Below are 15604 nucleotides of genomic sequence, written 5' to 3'. Positions count from 1 at the left end.
TTCTATTTTACCATGTTTAGTTACTAGATGAAAAAAACAGCATTTTTTGTTAATTTTTATAGTTATCAGGAGATACTCTTTGTTATGATAATGATATTACTGAGGTAAATTTTTCTTACCACTTTTAACTATTCAAAAAGAGAGGGTGCAAGTGTATGAGACTTCCACCAAATAAGCGTATCAATGAAAGTGCTATTAAAGCTTGGAGATTATTTGCCACTTTAATAGCTGTCATTCCTCTAGCTGTAACTGTGGCCTTATTCATACTGGCATATTATTTTGATTTTTCAGTCTGGATCGGGATAGTTGCGCTTCTTATAAGCTTAATGGAGTCTATCATAACGATTATTGTTATACCAAGGTTACGTTGGAATCGATGGCGTTATCAAATTTTTGACGAAGAAATATACATTCAACATGGTATCTTGATTGTTTCCCAAACACTTATCCCCATGATTCGTGTACAGCACGTTGATACCAAACAAGGACCTATTCTAAAGAGGTATGGCCTAGCTAGTTTAACAATCTATACAGCAGCAACTACTCACGAAATTCCAGCATTATCATTGGAAGAAGCCTCAGAACTACGTGATTTGATTTCTGAACGTGCAAGGGTGGAACAAGATGATGTTTGAACCAAAACGATTACATCCAACCGCTATATTATTTTTTGGAATCAAAACATTAAGACAATCACTAGTCGGTCTTTTGCCAGTCATTATTTTAGCTCTTAATGATGGGTTCGTTTTATACACAATACTCGGCATACTTTTCATCCTGATCGTAGTAGTGGGGCAGAGCTTTCTATCTTGGTATCGATTTACCTACACACTAGAAGAAGATCAATTATTAATGGAACAAGGTGTATTAATACGAAAAAAAAGAACCATCTCCAAACATCGAATTCAGTCCATTGACCTAACACAAACAGTTGTTCATCGTATCTTTGGACTTACTAAGGTGCAGATTGAAACAGCTGGTAGTGATAGTAAAACAGATGCGGCCTTAAGTTCCTTGACACTTGAAGACGGAAAGTGGTTGCATGATCAATTAAAAATAAAACAAGAATCAGAAACATCAGCTATTACAAGCCTAGAAAATTCAGAGCAGGACAGTTATCCAAAACGAGTAATATCATTGAAAAGCTTAATAATAGCAGGTTCGACTTCAGGAAGTTTTGGAGTACTAATTAGTTTGGTAGCTCTACTTACTTTTGATTTAGATAGTTTTGTTCCTGAATCTTTTTACAATAAGGCAACTACCTGGTTTATTGGGCTGGCAATGGAAATGATGGTTTTACTTTCATTGCTCTCGATACTATCTGTGTGGATTCTAGGAATTTTCTCAACTGTAATAAAATATGGTAACTTTTCAATTACTCGGTACGATAGGGAATTGTTTATTACTCGTGGGCTACTTGAAAAAAAGCAAACAACAATTCCTCTTAATAGAATTCAAGCTGTTGGGATAAAAGAATCCTTAATTAGACAGCCATTTGGTTTCGCAACCCTTTATGTGGAAATTGCTGGTGGAGAAATTAATAAAAACGGAGATGCTCAGACTCTCCTATTTCCAATGTTAAAAAAACAGTCTATTCCAACTTTTTTAAAAGAGATCTTGCCTGAATATCAAAATGTCCCGAACCAATTTTCACCTGTTTCTAAGCGTTCTCTACCCTATTACCTTTTAAAAATGATCTGGTTACCAATGCTAGCAATTATTGTTGGAATTATTTTTGTACCTAACTGGATTTATATCCCTGGAATTGCATTGGTTGGTGCAGCACTAATAGGATTCTCTCAATATAAAACAAATGGTGTCCATTTATCGAAAGAGCAACTCACGATTCAGTTTCGCTTATTAACCAAAGAAACTGTCCTACTAAAACAACAACGAATCCAAGCGTTTGAGCAGAATCAACACCTTTTATATAAATGGCATAGATTGGCAAACATGAAGCTTTCTGTGTTAAACAATTTCACGGGTAGACATTACACCATACCAGGCTTAGAAATGAATCTAGTAAATGAATTAGCAAATTGGTTTTCTTACAAAAAAGAATAACACACCGTTAAAAAAGCTTCCTGTCCATTAATGACAGGAAGCTTTTCTTTTAGCTATTCAAAATAACCTAGCAAAAGGTCAGTGTATGGGGAGCCCTGTGGTAATATGATAGTTGTTTCCCCATCAATTGTTTTCTTGTAGGACTCAAGTGTTCGATACAATTGATAAAAATCTTCATCCTGTTTAAAGGAATTATTGTATATCTTCGCTGCTTCTGTTTCCCCTTGGGCTCGAATTTCTTCCGCTTCTGCATTTGCTTTTGAAAGCATTTCTTTTACATCACGATCCGTCTGGGCAATTATTCTATTCTTTTCTGCTTCCCCTTGAGATAAATATTCCTGGGCTTTTGATTCTCGTTCTGATATCATTCGTTGGAAAACGGATTGTTCGTTTTCATCTGGTAAATCTGTACGTTTGATACGAACATCATCCACTTGAATCCCGTAGTTATCCCGTGATAATAAGTCATTTACTCTTTTTGTTACTCGTGAGTTTAAATCTCCACGAGTACTTCCCTCTTCATTAATAATTTCATCGTAATTCATAGCACCTAATTCAGAACGAATGACAGAGAATATAAATTCACCCATTCTTGATTCAGCGTTAATTTCTGTTCTTGCATTGGCAATCATCGCAGCAGGATCTGTAATTTCCCATACCGCATAATTATCAATAATCATTCGTTTTTTGTCTAGTGTATTAATCTCTTTCTCTGTGACATCATAAACAATTTTTTTGTTTGGTAACGTAGTGACTGAATGCAAAATTGGGACTCTAAATTTTAACCCAGGATCTTTTTCATAACGTATGACCTCACCAAACTGTCTAACTACTTTATATTCGCCTTCTTTGACTACAAACATGCTACTTATAATTAGAAAAACCAATACGATAAATCCAAGTATTGTAATACCTATTTTTGTATATCGTTTGATATCTTTATTTGAACTATTTTTATTCATATCAAATACGTTTTCATCACTCATTAGATTCACCTTCTTCCGCATTCTTAGAAGTATCCTCTGTTACAGGTGGAACTGTTTTTACTGTTTCTGAATTGGCATTAGGATTAAGCGGTAAATACTTTAATGTATTTCCATCATCATTCATAATATAAATATTTGCTCCAGGTAGTACCTGATCCAACGTTTCTAGAACCAAACGTTGTTTTGTAATAGCTGGACTATTCTTATAAGCATTATAAAGTGCATTAAATTCTGCAACATTACCTCTGGCTATTTCAATTCTTTCTACTTTATCTCCTTCAGCACGGGAAATAATCGCATCCTTCTCACCTAGCGCTTCTTCTGTTTGTTGATTTTGATACTTTTCTGCTTCATTTTTCTTCGTGTTCATCGTTTCCCTAGCATCCGTTACTTTCATAAATGCTTGCCTAACTTCTTCATTTGGTAGATCTACTTCCTGAAGTTTAACATCTTGAATAGAGATTCCTATTTCATAGTCCTCTATTAAACTAACTAATAGATCACGAACTTCATTTTCTATTTCTGCTTTCCCGTCTGTTAATGCTTCATCTATTGTAGATGACCCAATGACACTACGTAGGGATGACGAAGTTGCGTTATAAAGTATTGTTTGTGGATCAACTGATTCAAATAAATACTTAGATGGCTCTGTAATTTTCCATTGAACAACTAAATCAGCCTGTACTATATTCTCATCACCAGTTATCATCTGAATCTTATCGGCGTTTTTTTTATCACCTTGGGCAAAACCAAAATCTAAACTAAAGGTTTCCTTTGATAATTTTTCTACTTCTTGGACTGGCCATGGTAATTTAAAATGAAGTCCTGGATCGGTAATGCCTTCTTCAGCCTCACCGAATGTTAAAATAACAGCTTGCTCTGATTCATCAACAGTAAACCAACTTGTTAATCCGACAATCCCTAAAATTGCTACACCAACAATAATGGCAACCCATGAATATATCTGCTTTAATGTCACAATTGCTCCCCCTTTTTTTCTCGGTAATTGTAATACGATTGTAACAGAAAAAAGGTTTCAATAATTAAAAAGTAACCATGTTTTTGAGAGTTTATTGTAATAATGACAGTTTCATAACATATCCTTCGCTATAAAAAGAAACTACTAATCTAAAGAGAAGTGTACTTTTATCATTAAGTCATGTCCTAATCGATAACCTAATAAAAATACAAGCAAAAAAAGCACTCAAAGATTGTTCCTATTGCTTCCTTTGAGTGCTTTTACCTATTGGATTGTTCCGTGAGCATTGTCTTTTTGAATTAAAGTAGCTACATACTGTTTTTGGGTAAAGTAACAATAAAGGAGCTCCCTTTATCTAGCTCACTCTTAATCTCAATACTCCCCTTATGAGCTTCTATAATATGTTTTACAATGGCTAACCCTAAACCAGTACCTCCTGTGTTTCGGCTCCTAGCTCTATCCACACGATAAAATCGTTCGAATATTCTACTTTGAAACTCCTCAGGGATCCCAATTCCAGTATCAGATACAATTATCTTTACTGTGTTAGCTGTACTATTCACCTTAAGATCAACCTGTCCATTATTCGGTGTATAGTTTATAGCATTATTAATTAAATTAATAAATACTTGCTTCAAACGACCTTGATCGCCTACCAGCTTTATCTCATCGCCAAGGGATGCTTTAAAAGTAATTTCCTTTTTCGAAGCCTGTTGTTTAGTTATTGGAAGTAATCCTTCTAACAGTTCTTTAATGTCAACAACTTCTGTTCGTAACCGTAGTTCTTCTTTTTCAAGTTTGGAAAGTTCTAATAAATCATAAACTAGTGCTTGTAGCCTTTCACTTTCCGATAGGATGATGGACAAAAATTGATTCCTTAGCTTTTCCTCATCCATCGCACCATCTAGCAATGTTTCAGCAAACCCTCTAATTGAGGTAATCGGAGTTTTTAATTCATGGGAAACATTAGCTACAAAATCTTTACGCATCTGCTCTAAGCGTTTTAATTCGGTTATATCATGAAATACAAGAACAGCACCTTTTAAATCATTTGATTCATTAAAGATAGGTGCTCCTACTATTTCTACAAATCGCTTCTCTACTTTCATGGATATGGTAAAGGAGTCCTTCACCTTTTCTTCATATAGAAATGCTTCTTGCACAGCTTTATGTATGTTCTCCTGTTCCAACACTTCATAGTATAAATAACCAATGTAATCCTTGGCCTCTTGCCCGAACATGTTTAGAAATTTTCTGTTAATTAAATGTACGTAACCTTTCTCATCAATTAACATTAATCCACTTTCCATGTTATCGATAACTGTTTTTAATTGACTACCCTGCATCTTCTCATGAACGTTCATTTCCTGTAAACTTCTGGCCAAAACGTTAATAGAGTTACTTAATTGTCCTGCTTCACCATAGTTATTTACATATGTTCTTGCCTTATAGTTACCTTTTACTAATTCTCTAGCAACCATGGAAACAGAACGAACAGGCTTTATATAATTTATGTAAAGATTATGTAAGAGAATAAAAAAAGTAGTAAGTCCGCCAACTAAGCAAAGTATTACAACAATTTGTTCATTCCCTTCAACCATAGGAGACAGAACAAAACCTATTAATATAAATACACTTAGTATTATGGCGATATAGATCAATAAAAAGCTAGATTTCTTGGAACCCATTTAGAAGGGTGCCTCCATTTTATATCCTAGTCCCCGTATAGTTTTTATATATACTGGGTGCTTCGTATCTGGTTCAATTTTCTCTCGTAAGTGACTAACATGAACATCTACTATCCTAGTATCTCCTACAAAGTCATAATTCCAAACAGCACTTAAAAGCTGATCTCTAGATAACACTTTCCCTTTATGCTTAGCTAGATAAAGCAATAATTCAAATTCCTTGCGCGTAAACGATAACGTTTGGTCTTTTATAGAAGCCTCATATTGGTCAGGATATATGGTTAGTTCTGAAATTTTAATAATAGACTTATCAAGAATGTTCTCACGTTTGTTAGTCCTTCTAAGAATTGCCTTAATTCGTGCTACTACCTCTTTTGGACTAAATGGTTTAGTTAAATAATCATCAGCCCCAAGCTCTAACCCTAACACTTTATCAAACTCGTCATCTTTTGCAGTTAGCATTAAAATAGGGGTATCGATTTGCCGTTGCCTTAATTGCTTACATACTTCTGTTCCTTCTAGTTCAGGTAACATTAGGTCGAGTACAATAATATCAAAGTTTTCTGAAGTTGCTTTCTCTAGACCCTCCATCCCTGTATAGGCAACCTCTGTTTGAAAGCCTGCTTTCTCAATATTATATTGAAGCAACGTTACAATTGATTGTTCATCGTCAACAATTAATACCTTCTGATTCATTTAAACACCTCATTGTCTATTCTAATTTCATCATACATTGTGTATTGTTTAATGTGAATAGATAGATAGAATAAAATCATCCTATAAAATGTAAATTTTTCTTTACATTCTATTATCTTTTCTATTTTTACTATTCGATAAAACTGTATTTCTCCAAAAAATAGAGCCATAATAAAATTAGAAAAGCACTTGTCACTATAATAGATGACAAGTGCTTAGCATGAAGATTAAAGGTTTTTCAACACATTTTTAACAGACTTTGCTGATTTCTCTAGCGCTTCTTTTTCTTCAGCTGTTAAATCAAGTTCAATAATTTCCTCTAGACCGTTTCCACCTATAATTGTTGGTACACCTAAATAGATATCAGAGTATCCATAATCCCCCTCTAAATAAGCAATAGAAGGTAGCACTCTTCGCTGATCTTTTAAGATAGCTTCTACCATTACAGTCAATGACGCTGCTGGAGCATAGTAGGCACTACCGTTTCCCAAAAGACTAACTATTTCTCCTCCACCATTTCTAGTTCGATCGACAATTTGGTTTAGACGCTCTTTGGAAATTAACCTTTCTATAGGAATCCCACCAACAGAGGAATAACGTATTAGCGGGACCATATCGTCACCATGCCCACCTAAAACAAAGCCAGTGATATCCTTTACAGATATATTTAACTCCTCTGAAACAAACGTACGAAATCTGGCAGTATCCAAAACTCCTGATTGACCGATAACACGGTTTTTAGGAAAACCTGATCCTTTAAATACAGTATAAGTCATTGCGTCAACTGGATTAGTTAATACAATTATAATTGTATCAGGCGAATGTTTTACGATGTCCTTTGTGATGCTTTTCATAATTGTTGCATTCGTATTAACTAGATCATCGCGATTCATTCCAGGCTTGCGTGCAACACCAGCAGTTATAATGACGATATCTGAATCTTTCGTATCCTCATATTTTGCTGTTCCAGTAATCTTCGCATCGAATCCTTGAACAGGACTAGCTTCTAGCATATCCAAAGCTTTACCTTTAGTTTGATCTTCCATTTCAGGAATATCGACTAACACAACATCAGCTAACTCCTTCTGTGCAATCATTAAAGCAGTTGTTGCTCCCGTAAAGCCTCCACCAATAACTGAAACCTTTTTCCTGTTTATAGACATAAGATAAACTTCATCCCCTTAGTCCATATTTTTAATAAGTTCGTCACCGAATTCAGATGTTTTAACTTCCGTTGCACCCTCCATCATTCTAGCAAAGTCATAAGTTACTACTTTTGAACCAATTGTTTTATCCATTGATTTTGTAATTAATTCAGCAGCTTCTCTCCATCCAAGGTGTTCTAGCATTAATACTCCTGAAAGGATGACAGAAGATGGGTTAACTTTATCTAATCCTGCATATTTAGGAGCTGTACCATGTGTTGCTTCAAAAATGGCATGACCCGTTTCGTAGTTGATATTCGCTCCAGGAGCAATACCAATTCCACCTACTTGAGCAGCTAGTGCATCAGAAATGTAATCACCATTTAAGTTCATAGTTGCTACAACATCAAATTCACGCGGACGAGTTAGGATTTGTTGTAAGAAAATATCTGCAATTGCGTCTTTAATGATAATTTTCCCAGCATCCTCTGCAGCCTTTTGTGCTTGATCTGCAGCTTCACGCCCTTTGTCCTCTACAATCTTATCATATTCAGCCCAAGTAAATACTTTATCTCCATACTCTTCTTCAGCCAGTTCGTAACCCCAGTTTTTAAATGAGCCTTCTGTAAATTTCATGATGTTACCTTTGTGTACAAGCGTCACACTTTTACGTCCCTCATTAATTGCATAATCAATTGCAGCACGAACTAAACGCTTTGTACCTTCTGCTGATACAGGTTTCACACCAATACCAGAAGTTTCAGGAAAACGGATGTTATGTACTCCCATTTCATTTTGAAGAAAATCAATCACTTTCTTCACTTCAGCAGAACCTTGTTGCCATTCAATCCCTGCATAGATATCTTCCGTATTCTCACGGAAAATAACCATATCAGTGTCTTCTGGTCGCTTTACAGGTGAAGGTACACCATCAAAATAACGAACTGGGCGAAGACATGTAAATAAATCTAATTCTTGACGTAGTGCAACGTTTAGAGATCTAATACCACCACCAATTGGTGTTGTCAAAGGACCTTTTATTGCAATCTTATAGTCACGAATAGTATCCAACGTTTCGCTTGGTAACCATTCACCCGTCTTGTCAAAAGCCTTTTGACCTGCATAAACTTCTGTCCATTCAATAGCTTTTTCACCATTATAAGCTTTTTCAACAGCAGCCTCTAATACTCTTTTTGATGCCGCCCAAATATCTGGGCCTGTTCCATCACCTTCAATAAATGGAATAACTGGTTTATTTGGTACGTTAAGAACCCCATTGTCTACTGTAATTTTCTCACCATTTGCCATTATAATATGTCCTCCCTATTCTTTATTCAATCAATACTAGTTTTATATAACTTAAATTTCTACAGTATCATTACTTATAGAAATTTTTTAACGTTGTTCAACTGGAACATAAACTTGATCCTTAGGTCCTACATACTCTGCACGAGGACGAATCAAACGATTGTTATCATATTGCTCTAAAATATGTGCTAACCAGCCAGAAAAACGACTCATAGCAAAGATAGGTGTAAATAAGTCATGTTTGATTCCAAGGCTGTGATAAACAGAAGCGGAGTAAAAGTCAACATTAGCTGGTAATCCTTTTTCTGCTTTAATATAGTCCTCGATCGCAACAGACATTTCATACCACTTTGATTGTCCAGTAATATTGGTAAGCTCTTTAGACATTTTTTTCAAGTGCTTTGCACGTGGATCTCCTTTACGATATACACGGTGCCCCATTCCCATTATTTTATCTTTATTAGCTAATTTTTCTTGAATATATGGGATAGCATTATCTACTTCGCCAATTTCAGTCAGCATCTTCATTACACGTTCGTTGGCTCCACCATGCAATGGCCCCTTAAGTGCCCCAATAGCAGCAGTAATGCCAGAATACACGTCTGATAACGTAGCAACACATACACGAGAGGTAAATGTTGATGCATTTAATTCGTGGTCAGCATGTAATACTAAAGCCTTGTTAATTGCCTCTACTTCAATATCCTTTGGCATATCACCATTTAGCATATAAAGGAAGTTTGTAGCATAACTAACATCTTTTTTGGGAGATATAGGTTCTTTACCGTCTCGAATTCGTGAAAATGCTGTTACAACTGTTGCTATTTTTGCTTGAAGTCTTATTGCTTTACGTAGATTAGCCTCTGGATTCATTTCATCTGCTTCAGAGTCAAATAATCCTAATAGAGAAACCGCTGTTCTTAAAGCAGCCATTGGATGGACAGATTTAAGATCATAAGACTGAAAATGATCAATCACTGCTTTCGGGATTTCCATATTGGAAGCTAATTCACTTCTAAAGTCGCTTAATTCTTGTTCATTTGGAAGTCTTTTATTCCATAACAAGAACACTACTTCTTCAAAACTAGAATTTTCAGCAAGATCATCAATCTTATAACCAACGTATGTCAATTGATCATCGATAATAGAACTAATTGACGATTCTGTAGCAATAACCCCTTCTAGTCCTTTAGTTGTTGACATTGCATCCCTCTCCTTTTCTTTTCCTAGTCTCTAGTAATCAACTTTGACCTATGTTGTTAGATGATTACTAGTTCACATATATAAGGTCAAAAGCATAAGGCACCCAACAAACTATTTTATGCTTCTGATCATCCCCATTGTCAATTATAAACAATTAAGAATTGTTAGTAAAATGAAAACGATTAAATTTTATGATGATTTACCATAAATGGTAATAGTTATTTCTTAAAAAGAATAGACTAGCTTAGCTAATTTTTTGTTAGGCAATAAACATATCGACTAGTTTCATAACCATATAGGCGATGCCTGCTCCAATAAGGGGACCAACTGCTACACCGTGGAAAAATACAACTGCTAATATGGTTCCCATCACTAAAGCGGTTGTAATATGAGGATCATCAGCAAGAAGGGTTAACCCATTCTTTGCAATGAGGGCCACAAAGATCCCAGCTCCTAATGCTATCCAACCATAATAGGATTTAACACTTTGTAAAAGATCTTTAAAACCTATCTCTCCTGTGGCAATCGGAACTAGTACTGCAATAGTTATAACGGTTACGCCTAGGCTAATACCTTTGTCCTGCAAATAGGGAAATACTTTATCATCGAGTCTGAAAAGTTTAATACCTAGTAAAACGTATACTGCAATCATAATTGATTGGTTTTTCCCTATATAACCTAATAAGAAAAGTAACAGTAAAAATATAGTTGATTGATTAAACATATGTATGCCTCCAAGTAAGCCTTCTTAATAGTACCACATAATCTTTCCACTTGAAAAATATATATATTTATAGGGGGTGAAATAAGGAATGTCACTAAAACACGTATATCGTTTGATTCGATTCATTATTGTACTAGCAGTAATTACTGTTTCGTTAATTTGCTTATACTACTTAGCTAGATACACCTATCCATTTATATTTGCATTATTGATTGCTTTTATTATGAATCCGTTTGTTAATACGTTAGAAGAAAAAGCTAACTTCAACCGTGCTTTTGCTGTATTCCTTTCCTTATTACTAGTAATAACAACCATCATTGGAATACTGACGCTTTTTGTTGTGGAACTCATTAATGGAACTACCTATTTAGCCGACCACATTCCAAGTAATTTTAAAAGTCTAATCCTATTTTTACAGGAATTAATTTCAGAAAAAATTACGCCCTTGTACGAGAAACTTGCCAACATGATAACTAGGCTAGACAAAACGCAACAAGATCTTGTTGTCGACCATCTACAAGGAATGGGACAAGACATAGCTTCAACAGGTGCTGATGTGATTCAAAATTTATTACAAAGTATCCCTTCTACACTGAAAATTTTACCTAGTTACGTCACTACGCTATTATTTTCCCTACTAGGTACATTTTTTATCAGTAAAGATTGGTACAAGTTAAAAAATACATTCATTAAAATAATGCCAAGACAAGTATCCGTTTCTAGCGGTGATGTGTTAAGAGGGTTGAAGGCAGCTTTTTTCGGGTTTATTAAAGCACAATTTACCCTAATAACCATTACAGCTATTATTGTGCTCATAGGGTTACTAGTTTTAAAGGTAAAGTACGCCGTAACGATAGCAATTATTATTGGAATTGTAGATTTACTACCATACTTAGGGACAGGTATCATTTTTGTTCCTTGGATTCTTTATTCTTTTTTCACAGGAGATTATCATTTATCAATAGGATTGACTATTTTATTTATGACGGTCATTATTCAAAGACAATTAATGGAGCCCAAGGTTTTATCCACTAACATTGGGTTACACCCTCTGGCAACACTTATTTCTTTATTTGTTGGCTTTCAAATTGCTGGTTTTGTTGGACTCTTATTTGGCCCAATAGCGCTTGTTGTAATTAATACATTAATTAAGACAGGCATCGTTAATCAGTTGTTTTTATATGTAAAAGGCGATGGTCCTAACTAATCATAAAAATCAGGGTAACCAATTGTTATAATTAGTTACCCTTCAAATTACCTGCGAAAAATAGTAATTGTTCCTCGATCCAACATTCTCCGTAAATTCTTTTGCATCCAAACTTTTATCAATTTCCTTGAAGGAGGTGCAAGCAATAAAAAACCAATTAAATCTGTTATAAATCCAGGTGTAAGTAAAACAACTCCACCAATAAGAATACAAATCCCATTAAAAATTTCCTCTTGGGGAATTTGTCCATAAGATAAAGCCTGTCTAGCCTTATTTAGGGTTTCTAATCCTTGTTGCTTCGCCAACCAAGCCCCAATGACACCGGTTAGAATAATTAAACCAACTACCCACCAAGGACCTATCTGACCTCCAGCCCAAACAAGTATTCCAATTTCTAAAGCTGGAACAATTAAAACAAATAACAAAATCCAACGAAACATAACGCTATCTCCCTTTATAAAGAAATGTAGCTTACTATTACAAATAAAACTAATAGAATTAGTTTATCATATTACACCATAACTATCAGTTCTGGATTTCGTTTCAAAAAATCCTATATTTTTTAAGAGTCTATAGATATTGAGATAAAAGCAGCAATATTTAGAATAGAGCCAAAAAAAGAAGAAGGAGGTTATCCTTCTTCTTCTGGTCTTTCTAATTATAATACACTTGCATGTCCTACGTAGATATCACCTTTGTTAGCATCAATCGTAATATCTTGACCAGTTTGAACTAAGTCAACAGCTTTCTCTACACCAACAATAACCGGAATCCCTAAACTTAATCCGACAACTGCAGCATGAGATGTTAGGCCGCCCTCTTCAGTGATCAGTGCACTAGCTTTTTCAATTGCAGGCATCATGTCCTTATCTGTTCCATAAGTTACAATAATATCGTCTTGCTTTACTTGAGCAAGTGCTTCTTCAGCGTTTTTTACAACAACTGCTCTTCCATAGGCACTTCCTTTTCCGACACCTTGTCCCTTAGCAAGAACATCACCAATAATGTGAATTTTCATAAGGTTAGTTGTACCACTTTCACCAACTGGCACACCAGCAGTTATAATAACACGGTCACCCCTCTTGAAGCATCCATTAGATAAACCACGATCTATCGCTTCATCTAATACATCATCAGTAGAAAGTGCTAGCTTACCTGTGATTGTTTCGACACCCCAAACAAGTGACAATCTTCTGCTAACTTGTTCATCAAAGGTAACTGCAATAATTGGAGCTTCTGGACGATATTTAGAAATCATTCTTGCTGTATGACCACTAACTGTAGGTGTAAGAATTGCATCTACATTTAAATTCATAGCAGAGTGATTCACAGATTGACTAATAGCGTCAGTTATTGTCATGTCTGTTGATTTTGAGCGAACATCCAAAATAGCTTTATGATTTAAAGCAGTTTCAGCTTTTGTTGCAATATTACTCATCGTACGAACAGCTTCTACAGGATAGTCACCAGCAGCAGTTTCACCTGAAAGCATTATGGCATCTGAACCGTCAAAAATCGCATTAGCAACGTCTGATGCTTCTGCACGAGTAGGTCTTGGGTTTCTTTGCATAGAGTCTAACATTTGCGTAGCTGTAATAACTGGTTTTCCAGCATTGTTACACTTGCGAATCATATCTTTTTGAACAAGTGGTACATCTTCAGGTGGAATTTCAACACCAAGATCTCCCCTTGCTACCATTAACCCATCACTCACCTGAAGGATCGCATCTAAATTGTCAACACCTTCACGGTTTTCAATTTTAGGAATAATATTGATATGTGTTGCATTATTTTCTTCTAATAATCCTCTAATTTCTAATACATCAGAAGAACGTCTTACAAATGAAGCAGCAATAAAGTCTACTCCTTGTTCAATTCCAAACTTAATATCCTGTGCATCCTTTTCAGTAATTCCAGGTAAGTTAACACTTACATTCGGGACGTTTACACCCTTCTTATTCTTAAGTAACCCAGAATTTAAGGCAGTAGTTTTCAATTCTTTTTTGTCTTTAAGAATTTCTGTTACTTCTAATTCAATTAGACCATCATCTAACAATAATTTCGATCCAACGTGAACATCTTCAATAAGTTGAGGATATGTAACCGAGATTCTTTCATTTGTTCCTTCAATATCCTCCATAGAAACAAACACAGTATCCCCTTTGTTAAGCTGTGCTTGTCCATCTTTCAATACGCCAGTTCTAATTTCAGGACCTTTCGTATCTAATAAAATAGCTACTGTCTTCCCAACCTTTTTAGCAGCTTCTCTTATATTCTTAATTCGTGCACCATGCTCTTCAAAGTCACCATGTGAAAAATTCAATCGTGCGACATTCATCCCATTTTCAATTAATTGGACTAATTTTTCAACTGATTCTGAAGCTGGCCCTATTGTACAAACAATCTTAGTTCTTCTCATTTCATTTTTCCTCCTTAAACAATAACAACAACATCCATTTTTTATTTATATAGATAATTCGTTAGACAATTTATACATATTTAGATCTATCTCATGTGGATGAGTTAGAATCTCAATAATATCATGATCTACAAGTTTATTTTGTTGGATACCAACCATTCTACCTGCCTTACCCTCAATAAGTAAATCAACTGCTCTGGCTCCTAAACGACTTGCTAGTACGCGATCAAATCCGGATGGGGAACCACCACGTTGAATATGTCCAAGCACAGTAACACGTGTGTCCATGTCTGTAGCGTCTTTAATTCTTTGACCATATTCCATACCATTTCCTACACCTTCAGCTAGTATGATAATACTATGTTTTTTACCTCTAGCTTGACCACGCTTTAGTTTATTGATAACATCTTCAAAATCATCTGGACGTTCTGGAATCAAAATACTTTCCGCTCCATCTGCAAGCCCAGCCCACAGCGCTAAATCCCCAGCATTGCGCCCCATAACTTCAACCACATATGTACGTTCGTGGGATGTTGCTGTATCTCTAATTTTATCAATAGCGTCAATAATAGTATTTAATGCAGTATCGAATCCAATCGTGTAGTCAGTACCTGGGATATCATTATCAATTGTACCTGGAACTCCAATACACGGATAACCTTTTTTTGTTAGTTTTTCCGCACCTCGAAATGATCCATCTCCACCAATGACAATTAACCCTTCAATACCAAATTTATTTAATTGTTCAATAGCTTTTTCTTGCCCTTGTTCTGTTTTAAACTCTTCGGATCTAGCAGAATAAAGAATCGTTCCGCCTCGTTGAATAATATCTCCAACTGAGCCGAGTTCCATCTTTTTTATATTACCTTCCATCAACCCTTGGTAGCCGTTATAAATACCGAATACTTCCATGTCGTGGAAAATTGCTTTCCTTACAACAGCTCTTACTGCAGCGTTCATCCCTGGAGAATCTCCACCACTAGTTAAAACACCAATTCTCTTCATATCGTTCACCTCTAAACTTTAAGATTTTCCCCTTATTCTGTGTTCTCCCCATAAAGAGTATAACCTAAACATGTTGAATTCCAATACTGATTATACATGAAACGATTTCGAATCTCACCCCTAAATATGACAATTTTGGAGCATTTGAGATAAAAATATAGTTACCCTTGCCAAAAAAAC

14 protein-coding genes are annotated in these 15604 nt (G+C 35.3%); 3 read left to right on the top strand and 11 right to left on the bottom strand.

The window, feature by feature from the left end; translation table 11 throughout:
- Nucleotides 1-155: 155 nt before the first annotated feature.
- Together H7K77_RS13655 and H7K77_RS13650 are read left to right on the top strand one after the other, a co-directional pair.
- On the top strand, nucleotides 156-635 hold the full coding sequence (locus tag H7K77_RS13655; RefSeq protein WP_186578408.1) for a PH domain-containing protein: 480 nt from the start codon (nucleotides 156-158) through the stop codon (nucleotides 633-635).
- Nucleotides 625-2064, top strand: coding sequence for a PH domain-containing protein (locus H7K77_RS13650; RefSeq protein WP_186578407.1), 1440 nt, complete (start codon nucleotides 625-627; stop codon nucleotides 2062-2064). Before H7K77_RS13655 ends, H7K77_RS13650 begins: the two co-directional genes overlap by 11 nt.
- Before the next feature lie 53 nt (nucleotides 2065-2117).
- On the opposite strand, the gene hflC is transcribed toward H7K77_RS13650, so the two are convergent.
- From hflC to H7K77_RS13610, 8 genes are all read right to left on the bottom strand, one after another.
- Complete coding sequence (hflC, locus tag H7K77_RS13645; protein WP_186578406.1) at nucleotides 2118-3050, bottom strand: protease modulator HflC; 933 nt, start codon at nucleotides 3048-3050, stop codon at nucleotides 2118-2120.
- Entirely contained in the window at nucleotides 3043-4032 is a 990-nt protein-coding gene (gene hflK / locus H7K77_RS13640) for an FtsH protease activity modulator HflK (RefSeq protein WP_186578429.1), read from the bottom strand. Before hflK ends, hflC begins: the two co-directional genes overlap by 8 nt.
- Before the next feature lie 305 nt (nucleotides 4033-4337).
- A complete protein-coding gene (gene pnpS / locus H7K77_RS13635; protein WP_186578405.1) occupies nucleotides 4338-5717 on the bottom strand; it encodes a two-component system histidine kinase PnpS in 1380 nt (459 codons plus the stop codon).
- Nucleotides 5718-6413, bottom strand: coding sequence for a response regulator transcription factor (locus tag H7K77_RS13630; RefSeq protein WP_186578404.1), 696 nt, complete (start codon nucleotides 6411-6413; stop codon nucleotides 5718-5720).
- A gap of 227 nt (nucleotides 6414-6640) precedes the next feature.
- Complete coding sequence (mdh, locus tag H7K77_RS13625) at nucleotides 6641-7576, bottom strand: malate dehydrogenase (RefSeq protein ID WP_186578403.1); 936 nt, start codon at nucleotides 7574-7576, stop codon at nucleotides 6641-6643.
- Between the two features lie 18 nt (nucleotides 7577-7594).
- The gene (gene icd / locus H7K77_RS13620) at nucleotides 7595-8866 is read right to left on the bottom strand and encodes an NADP-dependent isocitrate dehydrogenase (protein WP_186578402.1); all 1272 of its coding nucleotides are present in this window, start codon (nucleotides 8864-8866) and stop codon (nucleotides 7595-7597) included.
- Nucleotides 8867-8953: 87 nt separating this feature from the next.
- Nucleotides 8954-10069 (bottom strand): citrate synthase, encoded by a 1116-nt coding sequence (citZ, locus tag H7K77_RS13615; protein ID WP_186578401.1) that lies wholly within the window; start codon nucleotides 10067-10069, stop codon nucleotides 8954-8956.
- Between the two features lie 259 nt (nucleotides 10070-10328).
- Entirely contained in the window at nucleotides 10329-10793 is a 465-nt protein-coding gene (locus H7K77_RS13610) for a DUF441 domain-containing protein (RefSeq protein ID WP_186578400.1), read from the bottom strand.
- Nucleotides 10794-10881: 88 nt separating this feature from the next.
- Here H7K77_RS13610 and ytvI point away from each other — a divergent pair, with 88 nt between their 5' ends.
- Nucleotides 10882-12000: a sporulation integral membrane protein YtvI gene (gene ytvI, locus H7K77_RS13605; protein ID WP_186578399.1), complete on the top strand. Its 1119-nt coding sequence runs from the start codon at nucleotides 10882-10884 to the stop codon at nucleotides 11998-12000.
- 47 nt (nucleotides 12001-12047) lie between these two features.
- Here ytvI and H7K77_RS13600 read toward each other — a convergent pair whose 3' ends face one another.
- The 3 genes from H7K77_RS13600 to pfkA all read right to left on the bottom strand — a co-directional run bounded on the left by H7K77_RS13600 (nucleotide 12048) and on the right by pfkA (nucleotide 15424).
- Nucleotides 12048-12440: an FxsA family protein gene (locus H7K77_RS13600; protein WP_186578398.1), complete on the bottom strand. Its 393-nt coding sequence runs from the start codon at nucleotides 12438-12440 to the stop codon at nucleotides 12048-12050.
- 218 nt (nucleotides 12441-12658) lie between these two features.
- Nucleotides 12659-14419, bottom strand: coding sequence for a pyruvate kinase (pyk, locus tag H7K77_RS13595; RefSeq protein ID WP_186578397.1), 1761 nt, complete (start codon nucleotides 14417-14419; stop codon nucleotides 12659-12661).
- Nucleotides 14420-14464: 45 nt separating this feature from the next.
- On the bottom strand, nucleotides 14465-15424 hold the full coding sequence (gene pfkA, locus H7K77_RS13590; RefSeq protein WP_186578396.1) for a 6-phosphofructokinase: 960 nt from the start codon (nucleotides 15422-15424) through the stop codon (nucleotides 14465-14467).
- Nucleotides 15425-15604 lie beyond the last annotated feature (180 nt).

This window comes from Aquibacillus kalidii (genome assembly GCF_014280935.1).
GTDB lineage: Bacteria > Bacillota > Bacilli > Bacillales > Amphibacillaceae > Aquibacillus_D > Aquibacillus_D kalidii.
Note: the sequence above shows the minus strand (reverse complement) of the source record. Positions and strands in the feature narration are given on the sequence as shown.